The organism is Paenibacillus sp. CCS19 (assembly GCF_033239625.1).
Classification (GTDB): domain Bacteria; phylum Bacillota; class Bacilli; order Paenibacillales; family Paenibacillaceae; genus Paenibacillus_T.
The window spans coordinates 1-16,668 of sequence record NZ_BTCK01000052.1 but is presented as its reverse complement, the minus strand read 5'-3'; the positions used below and the strand labels follow the sequence as shown (position 1 = coordinate 16,668).

16 protein-coding genes are annotated in these 16,668 nt (G+C 53.5%); 7 read left to right on the top strand and 9 right to left on the bottom strand.

What is annotated here, in order from left to right; genetic code table 11:
• Positions 1 to 95: 95 nt before the first annotated feature.
• Genes SBI19_RS25245 through SBI19_RS25235 form a run of 3 tightly spaced genes read right to left on the bottom strand, consistent with a single transcriptional unit; the run spans position 96 to position 3,908 of the window.
• Entirely contained in the window at positions 96 to 1,682 is a 1,587-nt protein-coding gene (locus SBI19_RS25245; protein WP_317972298.1) for a UDP-glucose--hexose-1-phosphate uridylyltransferase, read from the bottom strand.
• A gap of 20 nt (positions 1,683 to 1,702) precedes the next feature.
• Positions 1,703 to 2,689, bottom strand: coding sequence for a UDP-glucose 4-epimerase GalE (gene galE, locus SBI19_RS25240; RefSeq protein ID WP_317972297.1), 987 nt, complete (start codon positions 2,687 to 2,689; stop codon positions 1,703 to 1,705).
• Between the two features lie 46 nt (positions 2,690 to 2,735).
• On the bottom strand, positions 2,736 to 3,908 hold the full coding sequence (locus SBI19_RS25235) for a galactokinase (protein ID WP_317972296.1): 1,173 nt from the start codon (positions 3,906 to 3,908) through the stop codon (positions 2,736 to 2,738).
• A gap of 240 nt (positions 3,909 to 4,148) precedes the next feature.
• Here SBI19_RS25235 and SBI19_RS25230 point away from each other — a divergent pair, with 240 nt between their 5' ends.
• Positions 4,149 to 5,027: an AraC family transcriptional regulator gene (locus SBI19_RS25230; protein WP_317972295.1), complete on the top strand. Its 879-nt coding sequence runs from the start codon at positions 4,149 to 4,151 to the stop codon at positions 5,025 to 5,027.
• Here SBI19_RS25230 and SBI19_RS25225 read toward each other — a convergent pair.
• Positions 5,019 to 6,080: an asparaginase gene (locus SBI19_RS25225; protein ID WP_317972294.1), complete on the bottom strand. Its 1,062-nt coding sequence runs from the start codon at positions 6,078 to 6,080 to the stop codon at positions 5,019 to 5,021. The genes SBI19_RS25230 and SBI19_RS25225 overlap by 9 nt on opposite strands.
• Positions 6,081 to 6,272: 192 nt before the next feature.
• Here SBI19_RS25225 and SBI19_RS25220 point away from each other — a divergent pair, with 192 nt between their 5' ends.
• Positions 6,273 to 7,520 carry an NAD(P)/FAD-dependent oxidoreductase gene (locus tag SBI19_RS25220; RefSeq protein WP_317972293.1) on the top strand — a complete coding sequence of 416 codons (1,248 nt, stop codon included), beginning with the start codon at positions 6,273 to 6,275 and terminating at the stop codon, positions 7,518 to 7,520.
• A 59-nt stretch (positions 7,521 to 7,579) separates the two neighbouring features.
• Here the strand turns inward: SBI19_RS25220 and SBI19_RS25215 are convergent, their stop codons facing one another.
• Positions 7,580 to 8,140: a hypothetical protein gene (locus tag SBI19_RS25215; protein ID WP_317972292.1), complete on the bottom strand. Its 561-nt coding sequence runs from the start codon at positions 8,138 to 8,140 to the stop codon at positions 7,580 to 7,582.
• Between the two features lie 173 nt (positions 8,141 to 8,313).
• Here SBI19_RS25215 and SBI19_RS25210 point away from each other — a divergent pair, with 173 nt between their 5' ends.
• From SBI19_RS25210 to SBI19_RS25195, 4 genes are all read left to right on the top strand, one after another.
• A complete protein-coding gene (locus tag SBI19_RS25210) occupies positions 8,314 to 8,649 on the top strand; it encodes an STAS domain-containing protein (protein WP_317972291.1) in 336 nt (111 codons plus the stop codon).
• Positions 8,650 to 8,666: 17 nt separating this feature from the next.
• Complete coding sequence (gene rsbW, locus SBI19_RS25205) at positions 8,667 to 9,146, top strand: anti-sigma B factor RsbW (RefSeq protein WP_317972290.1); 480 nt, start codon at positions 8,667 to 8,669, stop codon at positions 9,144 to 9,146.
• On the top strand, positions 9,137 to 9,916 hold the full coding sequence (locus SBI19_RS25200; RefSeq protein ID WP_483312338.1) for a sigma-70 family RNA polymerase sigma factor: 780 nt from the start codon (positions 9,137 to 9,139) through the stop codon (positions 9,914 to 9,916). The genes rsbW and SBI19_RS25200 overlap by 10 nt, the downstream gene beginning before the upstream one ends.
• Before the next feature lie 136 nt (positions 9,917 to 10,052).
• Positions 10,053 to 11,354 (top strand): CorA family divalent cation transporter, encoded by a 1,302-nt coding sequence (locus tag SBI19_RS25195; protein WP_317972288.1) that lies wholly within the window; start codon positions 10,053 to 10,055, stop codon positions 11,352 to 11,354.
• 77 nt (positions 11,355 to 11,431) lie between these two features.
• Here the strand turns inward: SBI19_RS25195 and SBI19_RS25190 are convergent, their stop codons facing one another.
• From SBI19_RS25190 to SBI19_RS25175, 4 genes are all read right to left on the bottom strand, one after another.
• Positions 11,432 to 12,607, bottom strand: a complete 1,176-nt coding sequence (locus SBI19_RS25190; RefSeq protein ID WP_317972325.1) for a SpoIIE family protein phosphatase — start codon at positions 12,605 to 12,607, stop codon at positions 11,432 to 11,434.
• A 166-nt stretch (positions 12,608 to 12,773) separates the two neighbouring features.
• Entirely contained in the window at positions 12,774 to 13,238 is a 465-nt protein-coding gene (locus SBI19_RS25185; RefSeq protein ID WP_317972287.1) for a disulfide oxidoreductase, read from the bottom strand.
• 3 nt (positions 13,239 to 13,241) lie between these two features.
• The gene (locus SBI19_RS25180) at positions 13,242 to 13,976 is read right to left on the bottom strand and encodes a DsbA family protein (protein ID WP_317972286.1); all 735 of its coding nucleotides are present in this window, start codon (positions 13,974 to 13,976) and stop codon (positions 13,242 to 13,244) included.
• A 146-nt stretch (positions 13,977 to 14,122) separates the two neighbouring features.
• Entirely contained in the window at positions 14,123 to 15,469 is a 1,347-nt protein-coding gene (locus SBI19_RS25175) for a GH1 family beta-glucosidase (RefSeq protein WP_317972285.1), read from the bottom strand.
• A 232-nt stretch (positions 15,470 to 15,701) separates the two neighbouring features.
• On the opposite strand from SBI19_RS25175, the gene SBI19_RS25170 reads away from it, so the two are divergent.
• Positions 15,702 to 16,508 carry a lipase family protein gene (locus SBI19_RS25170; protein ID WP_317972284.1) on the top strand — a complete coding sequence of 269 codons (807 nt, stop codon included), beginning with the start codon at positions 15,702 to 15,704 and terminating at the stop codon, positions 16,506 to 16,508.
• Positions 16,509 to 16,668: the final 160 nt, after the last annotated feature.

Genomic DNA, 16,668 nt, shown 5'->3' with positions numbered 1-16,668 from the left:
AAAAACCGCTCCCGCTTGCCACTTAATGACGAACGAAAGCGATTTATTGTATTTATTATATTTCAATAATCGTAATTTATTTGAATGAACTACAATTATTGTTCGATCAGTGAGAGCGAAGCCATGAATCGGCGGAATGCCGCACGGCCTTCAGCTGTTGTTTTGTAGACCCCAGCATCCTTCAAGACGGCCAGGAACTTGTCGCCCGTCTCCTGCTGCAGAACGTTAACCGCTTGTTCTGAGCTCAGCGCGCTGCCATGGCGCTCGATCAGCTCGCGAATCCAAGGCGCATGCGGACGCAATGCGAACGAATCTGCTGCTGCCTCCGCCTCGCTCCAAGCCTTCTCGCCCGTCAAGTAAGCGGCAATCGCCTCAAGCTCGGATTTCAAGCGGCCCGGAAGCACGGCCAGGCCCATAACCTCGATCAGCCCGATGTTCTCCTTCTTCACATGGTGAAGCTCCTTGTGCGGGTGGAAAATGCCGTCCGGATGCTCTTCGCTCGTCCGATTGTTGCGCAGCACAAGATCCAGCTCGTATTCGCCGTTGTTCAAGCGAGCGATCGGCGTAACCGTATTGTGCGGCGCAAGGCTGCCGTCTGCGCCTTCGCTGAATGCCAATACGTCCGCATCGGCATCGGAATATTCGCGCCATGCGTCCAGAATTCGGTTCGCAGCAGCAAGAACTGCCGCACTGCTGCCGCCATTGACGCGAATGACCGACATCGGCCAGTTAACGATGCCGTAGCGCACTCCCCGCTCCGAAGGATCGACGAACGACGCTTCGATCGGCGCCTCCTCCATCGGGAACGTATGTCTTCCCGCTTGGAAGTGGTCATGGTGGAGAATCGAACCGCCTACGATCGGCAGATCCGCATTTGAACCAATAAAGTAGTGAGGCATCGCATCGATAAAGTTCAGCAGACGGCCGAACGTCTCATGCGAGATGCGCATTGGCGAATGCTCGCCCTTCAACACGATGCTGTGCTCGTTATAATACACATACGGCGAATATTGGAAGTACCAGCGTTCCCCGCGAAGATCCAGCGGCAGTACGCGAAGGTTCTGACGCGCTGGATGATCGGCTCTGCCCGCGTATCCAACATTGGATTCGCACAGCAGACATTTCGGATAACGGCTCGGAGGAAGCGTCTTAAGCAGCGCAATCTCCTTCGGATCTTTCTCCGGCTTGGATAGATTGATCGTAATCTCTAACTTGCCGAACGGCGTCTCGTGGCGCCAGTACTGGTTCTTGCGAATCCGGTTCATCTGAATATAGTTCGCATCGATATTAAGCTGATAGAACCAGCTCGTTGCCGCTTCGATGCCTTCGCGCTCTGCCGTTGCACGGAACGAAGCCACTACTTCGGACGGACGACCGATCAGCATGCCCATAATGCGCGCATCAAGCAGATCACGCTGCGTCAAGGTGCCGTCCGGGATGAGCCCTGCCTCTACAGCATAATCAAGCAGAGGCTCAAGCAGCGACACTGGGCTGTCCAGCGCTTCACCCGGCAGATCGCCTTCATAAGGCGCCGTGAATCGGAACAATTCGAGCAGGGCGTTGCGCGTATAGGATTCGTCGAGCGGATCGATCATGCCGCGCTGCAGACCGAAACGGACAAGCCGTTCGATTAGCATGGCTGCCTGATCAGCGTCGATCGGAGCATTTAGTTGTTCAGTCATAGCTGTCACTCCTCTTGTCCTTACTTGCCGTAGCCATTCGGATTCGCCGAATGCCACTGCCAAGCGCTGCGGATGATGTCATCGAGCTTGTCACGCTTCGGCTGCCAGCCGAGCTCCTTGCGGGCACGCTCGGACGATGCGATCAGAACGGCTGGATCGCCGGCACGGCGGGCTTCCATTACAACCGGAATTTCACGTTCCGTCACCGTGCGCGCGATATCGATGACTTGCTTAACCGAGAAGCCTTGGCCGTTGCCGAGGTTGTAAACCGCGCTGTCTTCGCCACGGCGGAGACGATCAACCGCCAGTACATGGGCGTCTGCCAGATCGCTGACATGGATGTAGTCGCGAATGCATGTGCCGTCCTCGGTCGGATAGTCGTCGCCGAATACCGAGATGTGCGGACGCTGGCCAAGCGCAGCCTGCAGCACGATTGGAATCAAGTGCGTCTCAGGGCTGTGGTCCTCGCCGATCTTGCCGCTGGCATGCGCACCAGCCGCATTGAAGTAACGAAGCGATACATAGCGGATACCATGAGCGGTGTCGAACCACTTCATCATTTTCTCCATTGCAAGCTTCGTTTCGCCATATGCATTCGTCGGAACCGTACGGTCATGCTCATCGATCGGAACGCGCTCCGGCTCACCATAAGTTGCTGCCGTCGACGAGAAGACGATACGCTTCACGCCGTTCTTGTTCATCGCTTCGAGCAGGCACAGCGTGCCGTACACGTTGTTGTGGTAGTACTTGCCGGGATTCGTCATGCTCTCGCCAACAAGCGAGTTCGCGGCGAAGTGGATCACCGCGTCGATCGAATTCTCTTTGAACACTTGATCCAGAAATGCTTCATCGCGAAGATCGCCTTCATACAGCTTGCCGCCAAGCACCGCTTCACGATGGCCCTGCTGCAGATTGTCGACTACGACGATTTCTTCCCCGCGCTCCAGCAATGCCGCTACCGTATGCGAGCCGATGTATCCTGCGCCACCCGTTACCAATACTGCCATACCGAATCTCTCCTCTATATCAAAATAGTTATCAACGTTCTATAAATTATACAAGCTCTTCTACCCCGTTGCCGATGCTGCACACGTAGAAGTCAGCCGCGAGGCCTGTCGCTTCGTTATACTTGCGGCCAACCTCTTCTTTGAAGCGCTCAATCGCATCTTCATGAACGAGCGATACCGTACAGCCGCCGAAGCCTGCGCCTGTCATTCGCGAACCCAGTACCCCATCAACGCTGCGCGCTGCTTCCACCATTGCATCCAGTTCAGCGCCAGTCACCTCATAAAGGTCGCGCAGCGAATCATGCGAGCCGTTCATCAAGCGGCCGAAAGCTGCCAGATCATTGGCCTTCAATACTTCGATCGAGCGAAGTACGCGGTCGATCTCTTCGACGACGTGGCGCGCACGACGACGAACCGTCTCATCTTGAATCAAATGTTCGCTTGCTTCGAACTGCTCCAAGCTCAGTTGGCCAAGCAGCGTAAGCGATGGATGCGCCTGCTGCAAATCCGCTACCGCTTGCTCGCATTGGCCGCGGCGCTCGTTGTACTTCGAGTCTGCCAGACCGCGGCGCTTGTTCGTGTTGCCGATGACAAGCTTGTAGGCACCCGATCGGAACGGGATGAGATCATACTCGAGCGTATCGCACATGAGCAGAATCGCATGATCCTTCTGACCGTTCGCAACGGCGAACTGATCCATGATGCCGCATTTGACACCGTTGAACTCGTTCTCCGAACGCTGCGCGAGCTTCGCAATCTCTACCGTATCAAGCGGCTCGCCTGCCGTGCTTAGCAGTGCGAACGCCGTCACGACCTCAATCGAAGCAGAGGAGGACAAGCCTGCGCCATTCGGAATTTCGCCATGGTAGAGCAGATCGAAGCCGCTGTCGAATTTCACGCCGCGCTGCTGCAGCTCATTGACGATACCTTTCGGATAATTCATCCAATCGTCCTTCTCGTCGTTGACGATGTGACCGAGCGATACTTCGCCGCGCAGCTCGAAGTTCGTCGAAGCGAACGCCAGCTTGTCGTCCGTACGCGGACGAAGAAGCAGCGTCGTACCGAACGTCAGCGCTGCCGGGAACACATAGCCGCCGTTATAGTCGGTATGCTCGCCGATCAGGTTCACGCGTCCTGGTGCATGGAATACTCGAATCGTATCTTCGGACCCGCCGTGGAGCTCGATAAATTGCTTCTTCAGTTGTTGTAGGTTAGCCATTGTAGCGATCACATTCCTTATCCTATCGAAATGAATTGCTGTTATCTGAATTCAGTATAACGGAATCGGCGATTGATCGAAAATGGCTTGAAGTGCTCTTCACATGGATTTATGTGACTTCCTTTCTTGCACAATGCCCCAACCTATAGCACAATGAAGACAACTTCATGTTTGATTCGCAATAAGATGTGACTTTATCGTTCTGGTAACTATTATGTAAATTACGAGGAGCTGCACGTCATGAAGCATCCGTACACGTATACTGTCGCCTCTAATCACTCATCTGACCGATTTCATGGATTGAATGTATTGTTCGCTGGCGAAAGCCAGACGAAGCCCGGCCATAAGGTCGGTCCGAAAGTGTATGATTACTATCTCATGCATTACATCCTGTCGGGCAGCGGGACCTTTACGATCGGCGAAACTCCCTATGAGCTTCATGCCGGAGATACCTTTCTGATCGAGCCTGAGCAGCTGATACGGTATACTTCTAGCGATTCAGACCCGTGGATGTATCGATGGATTGCATTCGAGGGGAACGAGGAGGCGGACAAGCTGTTGGCGTCATGCGGCTTCCACGACTCCAATCGAGTGCTCCGCCAAGCAGCGGATCGTCGAACAGCCGTGTTATTCCATCAAGTGTATCGATCGCTGCGGGAAGGCGGCGCCATGGGGGCCGTGCAGGCCGCAGGTTATTTGCAGCTGCTCTTCAGCGTTTATGGCGGCAAGGCTGCCGGGCTGGAGGGCAATATGGAGCGCAGCGAGAATGGCGGGGAGACGCTCGTCCGCCAAGTCACGCATTACTTGTCCGCTCAGTTCGCGATGCCGGTTTCCATCGAGCAAATGGCCGAAACGCTCGGCTACAATCGCGCCTACTTGTCCCGTGTATTCAAGCGCGCGACAGGGATGACGCCCGTCACCTTCCTGCTGCGGCTGCGCATCGACAAGGCACGTCTGCTGCTGCGGGAGCGCCCGGAGCTCACCGTAGAGCAAATCGCAGCATCCGTCGGCATCCCCGATGCGCTGTATTTCTCCAAGCAGTTCAAACGGCTGTACGAGCAGTCGCCATCCTCTTATCGTCGCGGCGTGCTTCAAGGAGAGAAACGTCTCTTATTCTGAGTATTGAAGTTGGACGATCGCTTCTCTTCTTCCGATCATTCGTCCCGCATCGTTGTACATCGAAGAGGGAAACGCTCCGCCGATCTGCTGGCTAAGCTGATCGGCAATGCGAGAGCTCAGCAGGCCAGCGCTCGCAAGCTGTTGAATAGAAGAAGCAAGAACGACAGGCCAGGCCGACTCGCTTCCGTCTGACATTTTGATAATAAGGCCCAGTCCCTCTTCCCGCAGTCCAAGCGCGAATACGCCCTGTGCGCCGCTCTTCGCAACACAGCTGCGATTGCGCAGCAGCAGGCTCGCAAGCCTGCCTGTTCCTTCCACGAGATCAGGCTCTGCATTCATCGCATTGGTAATGCGGTCAAGCATGACCCGTACATCCTCCCCTACGCTTGCCGGCGGGGCAGCCAGCCTTGCATAGAGCAGTGCTAGCCTGCTTAGCGGAATCGTATACACCGGAAGTCCGCATCCATCGAATCCGCCGGTCAAATCCGCTGCCGACATCTCCGTCAGTTCGGCGATCCAATGGCGAATGGACTGCTGAATCGGGTGATCCAATTCGGCGTAGCTGGCCATTGGCCATTCCTCCAATTTGCATGCAGCCAGCAGTCCAATATGTTTGCCCGCGCAATTATGGAATAGCTTGCGAGCTTTGCCGCCCGACTGCATGTACGCATCCCTAGCGTCTGCATCAAGCGGAAGTCCCTCGTCGAAGACAAGCTCCTCCTCTCGGACCGCTAATTCGCGCAGCATAAGCTCCAGCATCCGAACATGCGCCGGCTCACCTCGATGGGAAGCTGTCATCATCGCGATTGCCGCTTCGGGCAGCTGATGAATGTCCATAACACCCGCGCTTATTATAGGCAGAACTTGGACCGGCTTCGCAGTTGATCGCATGAACGTTGGAACATCAGCATTCCCTGCCCATGCGATGAGCTGACCTTCTGCATCTACGACCGCAATATGGCCGTGATGCACATTCTCCGTCTCTGCGCCTCGTATCGTCACAGCCAGCGGAACACCGCCGTTCTCAACCCGTTCGATATTCGTCGTACCCATCCGCTGCATCCCCTCTCGAACACATCCATCTTCCTTCACGGCAGCTCATGTTTATCGTTCTGTAATGTACCCGTCCTGCTAATAATTATATTCGGCTCCCGGTCATGCAACACATCTAGGATATCTGGACAAGAGCGAGTGAGCATTGGATGTTCGGAATTGGACATAGTAAGTAGCGGGAGTGATTGTTGGATGACGAGGAAACAATTGCACACGGGCTCCATGTACTGGCCGAGCACAGCTTCACAGCCCGTTCAGTCCTATGAGCCGCTTGGAAATCGACATGTTCAGTATGATTCCGTTATCGTAGGAGGAGGCATGTCAGGCATATTATGCGGGCATGAGCTGGCCACTAAAGGCATCCGGACGGCAGTCGTGGAACGAGGGACAATAGCCGGCGGAAGCAGCTGCGCGAATACCGGACTCATTCAGTTCACCAATGACATCATGCTGTCGGAGTTAGCAGATCGGATCGGAGAGGAGCGAGCCGTTCTCTTCTACAAGGCTTGCAGTGACGCGATCAAGCATCTTTCCAGCCTAACCGATAGCTTGGCGAGCAGATGCGATTTCAAGCATCGCTCCAGCTTATATATGGCCACTACCGAACAAGATGTGCCTAAGCTTAAGCGAGAATTCCAAATGCTGAATAGCCATGGCTTTGATGTGGAGTGGTGGACGCCGCACGATATACAAGCGCATTTCCCCTTCACGAAAACGGGCGCGATTGTGACTCATGGAGATGCTGAGGTAAATCCTTTCTTGCTTATTCATGCGCTTGCCGATGATGCCGTAAATGCTGGACTTACAATCTATGAGCATACTGATGCAATCCGTCACACCACTAGCAAAACCGAGGAGCATCTGCTCACAACATCCGATGGCGGTACGATTACAGCCGAACGCGTCATCTTCGCGGTCGGCTATGAGCCAGAAGAGCTGCGCACCCAGCTGGTAAAATCCAATCTTAATCGAAGCTTCGCCATTGTGACGGAACCTCAGACTGCTTCCTTCGAAGCATGGCATGAGCGGATGATGATCTGGGAAACCGCCCGCCCCTATCTGTATATGCGAACAACGCCTGATAACCGGATCATTATCGGCGGGCTTGACGAAGAACCGCCGCAACCGATCGAGAGTGCTGCAGCCAGGAACAAACGGATCAGCAAGCTTCATGACCGTCTGGAGCAAATGTTCCCAGCAATGACCGCTCCGACAGCGTACGAATGGAGCGCTACGTTCGGCGAATCGCGTGACGGCCTTCCATTCATCGGGCGTGATCCTGCCCGCCGCAATGTTTATTATTGCCTTGGATACGGCGGCAATGGAACGGTCTACAGCGTCATGGCGCGTCAACTTCTATACGAGCTGATCCAGGGCCAAGCACCTCCGCTTGCGGAGCTTCTGAAGCTTGATCGGCCATCGCTTCTGTCGATTCCATAAACAAGAACAGCCAGTCATCCTGCAATTGCTGCAGCGGAATGACTGGCTGAAACTTCACGCTATAGAATGGTCGTCGCGCCTGCAGCACGATAGATTGCCTCGGCATTGCTTAGCTTCGATAACTCAGGTCCTCCATCGACCTCCAGCAGCGTCTTACTCTCCGAGCTGAGCACCATAACAGCGATGGAGCCATCTTGAACAGCAGTACGGCATTGGTCAAGCTTTCCGTCCTCTACACCCAGCGAAGACAGGATGCGGTCATAGGTGGACTCGTTGCCGTCCGTGCGTACGGCGGCCAGAAAGGCTGCTCCCGCGTAGGGAATCCCGCCTGAGAAGTTCAAGCTGCCGATTGCTAAGCCCGCTGCAGCAACCGAAGTGCCGACAAGCGAAGATTGACGAAAATCACCATTCGAGTAACCGTCTGAATGATTGCCCGTTGCATCGACGATATCGCGCAGCTCATCGACATGCATGCCGCACTCCGCTTCTAATGTACGGGAGTGGTATCCATCCTTGGCTATAATTCTAATTTCACCCGTTGTAAACCCCGCTTGAAGCAGCTGCTGCACAGCCGTAGTTGCATGCCGTTCCGATGCGAAAATACCGATTTTGCTTGCCATAAAGAAACCTCCTGACCGATCACGGAATACCGTGGGCTGCTTGAGCTCATGAGATGGGATAAATCGGTTACATTATGCCCTGTTTCACATTTCGTTATTTGCGGTTATGGTTAATTAATAGATATTATTAATAAGGTACACGTTGTGCATTCCATTGAAGTGGGGTATCGGTTATGAAATCACCCGATAAATTTTATTTAAGAACAGAGAATCAGGAAGGTCGTTGTACCGTATACCTGAGCGGCGAGCTTGACCTAGAGACGGCATCCCAGATGCGTGCGGCAATGTCTACCCTTGTGGAATTAAGCGATCGGGAGCTCGTGCTCAACCTGCGCGACTTGCGCTACATGGACAGCACCGGCATCGGCATTCTCGTCTCCGTTGTGCGGGCACGCCATGCGAAGAACGCACCTTTCCTTGTTGAGGCGATTCCGCCGAATATTCGGAAGTTATTCGATATGACTGGCATTTCACCATTCCTGTCCGGCTCTGCGCCATCATCGTACTGAAAGGAGATCAAGATGCGATGCGTATGAAGGATGATATCATTACGATCTTCGTTCCAGCAGCAGCAGAATATGTAGATCTTGCTCGATTAACCTTATACGGGGTAGCAAGCAAAATGGGCTTCTCCTTCGAGGAGATTGAAGATATGAAGGTCGCGTTGTCTGAGGCATGCAACAATGCAGTGCTTCATGCATACGGCGATCTGCCCGACGGCACGACGTTCGCTGCACCTGAAGAGCAGCCGCGCGTCGAGATTCGATTCATCAAGCAATCGGATGCATTATCGATCGTCGTGAAGGACGATGGCAGCAGCTTCGATGCGGCGGCAGTGGCGCGCAGAGCCGAATCGCTGCATGGCAAGGCGGTTCAAGAGCTGGAGGCTGGCGGGCTTGGCCTTTATCTCATGCAGGCCTTGATGGATCAGGTTGAAGTATCGAGCGGTACTGGTACACAGGTCATGATGACCAAACGTTTGACCAAAAGCGGGGAATGGGCATGACATTCCCTCCGTCCCGGCAGCTTCATGACAGCGCCGCGCGGATTGCGGAGTACCAGAGGAATCCGACCAATGAAGCTGCAACGATATTAATTGAATATCACGCACCTATCGTTCGAATGGCTGCAAGCAAGATTGCACGGAATCGTCCTGACTTGTACGAGGATCTCATACAGGTTGGCCAAATGTCGCTCTTACGGCTGTATAAGCAGTATGACCCGGCAGTTGGCGTACAGTTCGAACCTTATGCAATGAAGAGCATCATCGGTCATATGAAGAACTACCTGAGGGATAAGTCCTGGTATATTCAAGTGCCTCGTCGCATTAAGGAAAAAGGAATCTCCGTCCAGCAGACGATCGATGAGCTCACCGTCCGTCTGGAGCGTTCCCCCAAGGTTGAAGAAATCGCCGCTCATATGGATCTGACCGTCGAGGAAACGCTCGAGATTCTCGGCGGGCGCGATCTGTATCACTATGTATCGCTGGATACGCCGATCAGCGAAGAAGAGAGCACAACAACGCTTGGCGAACTGCTCCATTCGCAGCTTGATGAATATGAGCATATCGATAAGAAGCTCGACATCGAAGCAGCTATGGCATCCTTGAAGCCTGAGGAACGGCAGGTGCTGAAGCTCGTATTCGAAGACGGCGTGCCGCAGCGGCTTATCGCTGAGCAGCTTGGCGTCTCTCAGATGAGCATCTCGCGCATTCAACGCCGAGCCATCGAGAAGCTGCGGCGGAGCCTAACGGACAGTCATCATTCCGAACTATGAATCAGCGCACCGACGAATGACGCATTGGCGGCATGCTCGGTGCGCTGTTCTCGTTATTTACGTTGAACACTTCCACCTATTCGGGTTATGATGAAACAATGAGATATACGGTATCGATTCCAACAGGAGGCATTGTATGAACGAACGAACGTTTCGATTCCCAGCCGGCTGGGAGTGGCTGCAGCTTCGGCAGCCGTTCGCGGAAGACCTGCACCAGCAATCGACCGACGCTCGGGACGACGTGCAATTGCAGCTTGAACTCCTTCCTTCGATGCCGTCGCGTGCCAAACGATCGAATACGGACAAGCCCTTAGAGGGCGGAATACCGGCAGACATAGAATTAAAACGCGAACAGCTGCGGCAGGAGCAAGCGCAGGAACGTCTGCTCGCCTTGAAGCAGCGTATGCCGGAATGCTCGGCATGGCTGGACGACTGCTTCGAGCGAAGCGCAAATCATATTGTCGTTCATCGACTTGAGGATGGCCAGCCGCTTCTATACGGGACACTGCTTGTACAGCTGTCCGATGATAAGAAAGACATTCAGCCTCTGCGTTACTGGGTAACAGCAAACATACTAACGACGATTCATGACGATTGGCGGCTGTCGATTCGAACACAGCAGCCTCCTTGGAACGTTCAACTGCAGCAGTGTATCAGCGGCGGCGAAGCTCTAGCGACAATAATGAGCGTCGTGCTCGATCAGCTGCATCATGGACTGGACAGCTTCGAGAAGAAGCTGCTCGATCAGGAGCAGGCGCTGAGGAACCGCGATCAGCAGATCGAACGGATGAATTTATTGTTCGACTGCCGATACGATCTGCTTCATTGGCAGCGGTTGTTCGTCCCAGTGAATGAGCTCAATAATGCTTTGAAAGAAGCGTTCTCTGCGGGAACGCTGATCAAGAGCGAGGCTTATGTCCGTCTGCAGCATAAGCTGGAACGGATCGACGCGCTGATCCAGACCTATGCGCGAGAACTCGATACGCTTATCGCGATGGGAGAAGCCGCATCCACTCAACGCGGCAACGATACATTGAAGGTGCTGGCGAATGCAGCGGTACTGCTCGCTCCAACGATTGTTGTTGGCGCATTGTGGGGCATGAACATTCGCAGCTTACCTTATATGGACGAGATATGGAGCTTTCCTGCGATGTGTGCGATCGATCTGCTCTTAACAGCAGTCATATGGTTCCTTATGTGGCGGGCGCATTGGTTCGGCGGCCGCAAACCAAGCCCCTCCTCTCGGGCAGCAGATGCCGGACATAAACTGCAGAACAGCACATCCGAGGAAGGGTTATCGCGCTCTCGTACGAGAAAACGCCGCAGCTCCGGCAAGAAGTCGAACAGCGATTCGGGAACGGATCGCCCTGCAACAACACTCGCTATGATGAACCTGAACGACACCAGCGCTGTGGACAAGCCGCGCAGCCGTCAATAATATCATTGGAATGAAACAAGCCTCCCGCAGCGCCGAGTATGAGTTCGGCGAACGGGAGGCTTGTTATTCTTGCGCAATTATTTCAATGCGATCCACAATAAGCATTGGTCATCGGATCTTCCTCGTCCTTCGGTCGGCTCTTCGAACAAAGCCTCTCGCCATCCTTCCGGAAAGCTGCTCCAGTCTTCCAATCCCGGGCTGATCAGTTTGTTGCCGAGATTATCGAATGGGTCCTCGGCAGCCTCGTCCGTCCGATCGAGCAGTCCATCCGTCACTATGACGATGCGGTCGCCCGGAGCGAGCTGAAGCGATTGCTTATTGACCGTTATTCCCTCGAACAAACCGATAGCCGGGCTGCCGCCTGTGAACTGCTCCACTTGGCCCGCGCCCGATCGAAGCAGTAGCCCCGGCGGATGTCCGGCGTTCACATACTCGGCAACTCCGCGTTCCATATCGATCACCATGTAGATGCCCGTGAAGTAATATTGAATGAGCTGATCGGAAAAATGCAGCTGCATGGCCCGTCGATTCAGCTCTCGCACGACATCCTCCGGATCGGACAGCTTGCTCATCACTTCCTTAAGCACGGATGCGATGAACATACATACAAGCGAGGACGAAATGCCATGTCCCATCGCATCGATAACAGCAACGGCATATCGGTTGTCATCTATCCGATGCCATGCGTACAAGTCACCCGACAGCTCCTCCGACGGACGGTAGATCGCATCGATGACGATCTGATCATTCTCCAGTCGCTGCGGCAGAACGGCGTATTGCACTTCTCGAGCTAGTCGAAGCTCATCCCGCAGCCGGCGATCCCGCTCCCGATGCCAGTTCTTCTGCTGCTTCAGGCGGAGCGCCGAACGGATCCGGGCCATCAATTCGACCCGATTAATCGGCTTCGTCACGTAGTCTGATGCGCCAGCGTCAAGCGCCTCCGCCAGCTTCTTAGAATCGCTTATTGCCGTAACCATAATAATCGGAATATCCTTCAACCGTTCGATGCCTAGAATCGTCCGACACGCTGTAATGCCGTCGATCCGGGGCATCATCATGTCGAGCAGAATGAGGTCGACATCAGGCTCTTCATAAGCGGGCTTGAGATCCGTTCCATCCTCACCAATGCCAAGCAGCGTATATAATTCAGTTGCCGAGGAGCAGGAGCTTAAATTGCGATACCCTGCCCGCTTCAGCATTTCCTGTACGACGGTTACATTCATCGCGTTGTCGTCCACGAGGACAACGCGCATATTCAGTCTGTCATTGCTCCGTTCTTGAGCTTGCATCTCATACCCTCGTTTCTTCTTACGCAAGTCCGCATTGTTATGTTATTAATACCCGCCGCCGGAGCAATCGAATCAAAAATAGCTGCCCAAGCGGTCTGGTAGGATCCGCCTGAACAGCTATGCATGGCTGTTATTCTTCTGCCGCTTCCAGCACTTCTTCCCGCTTGTATGCGCGATTCGTAAGCCACAGGTTGCCGGCAATCAAGATGAAGGCGACAAGCGCCATAAGCGGTATCGTAATAATACCGAACCAATCGAGGTAATCTTCATTACATGGCACGCCATCCGTGCATGGCACCATTTTGTACAGACCAGGCACCTTCTGCTCGGCATAATGCCAAGCCGAAATACATCCGCCGATTATCGCGAGCGGCAGCACATAAGAGGCCATCCGCCGATCACCGCGGTAAGCCGCCATTCCGAGCAAAACGACTTGCGGATACATAAAGATCCGTTGGAACCAGCACCAGCGGCACGGTGTAAAATGCATCACTTCACTCAAATACAAGCTGCCCGCCGTCGCCGCGATGCTGACGATCCAAGCCATGTATAAGCCGTACGTGTAAAAGAACGACGAGCGATTGTCAGCATTCATCGATTATTGGCCCGCCTCGTCCAGTTTCTTCAATTCCTTCTCTATCGCTGCTTGGACTGGCTCCCAATACAGCGTATCGGATCCGCCGACCTTCGTTCCGTTCACGAACAGCGTTGGGGTGCCTGTAATGTCAAGCGGACGTACGCGGCTCATTTGATCGGACAATTCATCTGCATACGTTTCATTCTCGATATCGCTGCGCAGCTTGTCGTAGTCGATATTCAGCTTCTCATCCTTCGCGAGCTGGACGAGATAATCAACGGTCGCCCACGGGAGACCTTCGTCAGGCTGCTTGTCGTACAACGCCTGATAATACTTCCAGAATTCATCATTGCTCTGATGATAGACAGCCAAACCGGCAAGGGCTGCTGTCTTCGAGTCCGGACCAATAAAGTGGTAGTTCATGAACGACAGCGATACGATGCCTTTATCGATATATTCCTTCATCAGTTCCGGCTTAACGTCCTGTGCGAACTGCTGGCAGGCAGGACATTTGAAGTCGCCGAACTCGACAATTTTCACTTTTGCGTCTTTACTGCCAAGCGTTGGAAGGGTTTCAAAATCAAATTGCGCTGGATCCGGCTTTGGAGCCAGTGCAAACAACAAAATAATCGCGACGATAAGGACGCCGCCCGTTGCCCACATCAACGTTCTGATTTTCTTCTGACGTTCTTTGCTGCGTACTCGTAAATCTTTACGGTTCTGCTTGTATGTCGATTTGCTTACTGCTTGTCCCACTCTAATTCCCTCCGATCAATATAAGTGCACAGATAAAGTTATTATACCTGCTCAACGTTAAATTAACATTAAGATTGCAAGAAAAAGGGAAAACGAAAGCCGGCAGACAGGATTGTGAAATCCCGCCCGCCGGCTTGTCCGAATGCTTATACCGTGAACCAGTTCAACGCTGCAACCTTGCTGTAGAACTTGAAGCTGTCCTTCGGAATACGCTCTTGCGTATCGTAGTCGACGTACGTCATGCCGAAGCGCATCGAGTATCCGAATGCCCACTCGTAGTTATCCATCAGCGACCATGCATAGTAGCCTTTGACGTTAACGCCGGACTCGATTGCACGGGATACCGATGCCAGGTGGGATTTGATATAACGAATACGGCGGTCATCGTGAACTTTGCCATCTGCGGACGGCTCGTCATTGTAGCATGCACCGTTCTCCGTGATGTAAATCGGAATATCGCCAAAGTTGTTCTTCAGGAACATGAGAGCGTTATACAAGCCTTGCGGGTAGTACGTCCAACCGATGTCCGTACGGTCCCAGCCCATGTCGACCTCTTCCCAATCGAACAGACCTTCGTTCGCTTTATATCTGCCGACCGTGCCAGTGTAGTAGTTTACGCCGAGGAAATCGATCTTCTGCGAGATGTCCTCCATGTCGCCTGGTTGAATCGGCACTTCAACGCCTTTGCCGCGGAACCATTCAACCAGCATCTCTGGATAATGGCCATGCATGACCGGACGAATGAACCACTCGTTCAACCAGCCTGCTTGACGTTCGCAAGCGTCGATATCCTCTTGGCGCGTGCTGTAAGGTTCACGCCATTCCATGTTCGGCACAATGCCGATCTGGCCGACGATGCCCATCTCACGGAATTTGCGAACCGTACGGCCATGCGCAACGAGCAGGTGGTGCGACACATTCGTCGCGAGCTGCAGGTCGCGGTTGCCTGGCGCATGATCGCCCAGGTAGTTGGACAGGAAAGATACGCACCATGGCTCATTGAATGTTGCCCACAGTTTGATTTTACCCTTCAATGATTCGAAAACGGTTTCGGAGTACCGAACGAAATGATCGATCGTCTCACGGTTATCCCATCCGCCACGGTCTTGCAGCGCTTGCGGCAGATCCCAGTGGTACAGCGTACACATTGGCTCAATGCCGTACTTCAGAAGCTCGTCTACCAAACGGTGGTAGAATTCTAAACCCTCTTGATTCACTTCTCCGGAACCGTCTGGAATGATGCGAGGCCAAGCGATCGAGAAACGATACGTTTGAATGCCCATGTCCGCCATCATCTTTACGTCTTCTGGATATTTGTGATACATGTCGCAGGCGACATCGCCGTTATCGCCCATGAATACTTTGCCTGGCGTACGTGCGAACGTATCCCAGATCGACAGCCCGCGGCCGCCTTCTTGATACGCGCCTTCTACTTGATACGAAGCGGTTGCCGCTCCCCATTTGAAGCCTTCTGGAAACTGTACAATTGCCATCTGTAACGTGTCACCTTTCCTATGACTTATTGTATGTGCAAAATGACCTTCCTATCAGTATAGTGCCAAAAGTCACAGCATCCTATGTGTTATTTTGCTGCTTCATGATGTGATTTTGTCACTCTATGGAGATTAATGTCGATGGTTCCGAATTGCCTTTCTCCTTCATAAGCTATGAGTGATGACTATTGGCAACCGTCTGTGTGGCGCGGCTTAGGGGAGGCGATGGCAGATGGCATTGAAGAACAACGAGAACGGGCAGCATTTCGACACGCGTACAGCCTTGTTTCTAGCTGCGGTATGCGGCCAAACCTATGTGCAATACGGCAGCCCCGACGGGGCGTTTCTTGTACCTGCAGGCTATCAATTAGCAGGCTCCTTCAAAGCGCAATCCTACGAGGATACACCGGAATATTTCGGCTTTGTACTGGAATCCGATCGCGCTGTCGTCCTCGCCTTCAGAGGCTCCGGCTCTGCTATGGATTGGGTGTCGGACTTTATCTCTCAACAAGTTCCGTACAAACCGGTGAAGACGTCCTGCCAATCGCATAAGGGCTTCACTGATATTTATATGACTTGCCGCGAGGCTGTTCGTGCAATTCTGCGAGCGACCGATCCCGACAAGCCGTTATTTATAACCGGCCATAGTCTTGGCGGCGCGCTTGCGACGCTTGCGGCTTTTGATATTGGGACCAATACCGGCAGAGAACCAATCGTCTACACGTATGGTTCTCCGCGCGTCGGCGATGTGAAATTCGCTCGATCCTATAATCGGACCATTAAACAGCACTGGCGGGTGCAAAATGAGTATGATATTGTGCCGCACCTGCCTCCGCTCGTCTATCGGCAGCCGAAGACGAAGAACATTTTCTACTACATGCATGTCAAAGGAGAAGTGAAGCGCTCCTTCCGCATGGGCTCTGTATCTGGCAATCATGTGCTTGGCAGCTATTTTGCCGACTTGGCTAAGGACGATCCGGCGTATGCCACGATGTTGTGCGAGGGGCCGCCGGGCTGGTGCCCGACGCCACCCGTTTAAGTCTCCCTAGAGGGAGATTCAAGGGGCGGAGCCCCTTGGACCCCGATTTAATGACTAATATCAGGGGCGCTGCCCCTATAACCCCATTGAAATCGATTTTCTCTACCCACCCAAACCCTCCCTGCAAGGGAGGGCCCCAAAGGGCGTGTGCCCTCTGGAC

Coding starts and splice junctions, on each gene's coding strand:
- SBI19_RS25220 (WP_317972293.1), top strand. CDS start 6,273: ATGACGAGGAAACAATTGCACACGGGCTCCATGTACTGGCCGAGCACA.
- SBI19_RS25225 (WP_317972294.1), bottom strand. CDS start 6,080: ATGGGTACGACGAATATCGAACGGGTTGAGAACGGCGGTGTTCCGCTG.
- SBI19_RS25175 (WP_317972285.1), bottom strand. CDS start 15,469: ATGGCAATTGTACAGTTTCCAGAAGGCTTCAAATGGGGAGCGGCAACC.
- SBI19_RS25190 (WP_317972325.1), bottom strand. CDS start 12,607: ATGCGCGTTGTCCTCGTGGACGACAACGCGATGAATGTAACCGTCGTA.
- SBI19_RS25200 (WP_483312338.1), top strand. CDS start 9,137: ATGGGCATGACATTCCCTCCGTCCCGGCAGCTTCATGACAGCGCCGCG.
- SBI19_RS25210 (WP_317972291.1), top strand. CDS start 8,314: ATGAAATCACCCGATAAATTTTATTTAAGAACAGAGAATCAGGAAGGT.
- galE (WP_317972297.1), bottom strand. CDS start 2,689: ATGGCAGTATTGGTAACGGGTGGCGCAGGATACATCGGCTCGCATACG.
- rsbW (WP_317972290.1), top strand. CDS start 8,667: ATGCGTATGAAGGATGATATCATTACGATCTTCGTTCCAGCAGCAGCA.
- SBI19_RS25245 (WP_317972298.1), bottom strand. CDS start 1,682: ATGACTGAACAACTAAATGCTCCGATCGACGCTGATCAGGCAGCCATG.
- SBI19_RS25235 (WP_317972296.1), bottom strand. CDS start 3,908: ATGGCTAACCTACAACAACTGAAGAAGCAATTTATCGAGCTCCACGGC.
- SBI19_RS25185 (WP_317972287.1), bottom strand. CDS start 13,238: ATGAATGCTGACAATCGCTCGTCGTTCTTTTACACGTACGGCTTATAC.
- SBI19_RS25230 (WP_317972295.1), top strand. CDS start 4,149: ATGAAGCATCCGTACACGTATACTGTCGCCTCTAATCACTCATCTGAC.
- SBI19_RS25195 (WP_317972288.1), top strand. CDS start 10,053: ATGAACGAACGAACGTTTCGATTCCCAGCCGGCTGGGAGTGGCTGCAG.
- SBI19_RS25215 (WP_317972292.1), bottom strand. CDS start 8,140: ATGGCAAGCAAAATCGGTATTTTCGCATCGGAACGGCATGCAACTACG.
- SBI19_RS25170 (WP_317972284.1), top strand. CDS start 15,702: ATGGCATTGAAGAACAACGAGAACGGGCAGCATTTCGACACGCGTACA.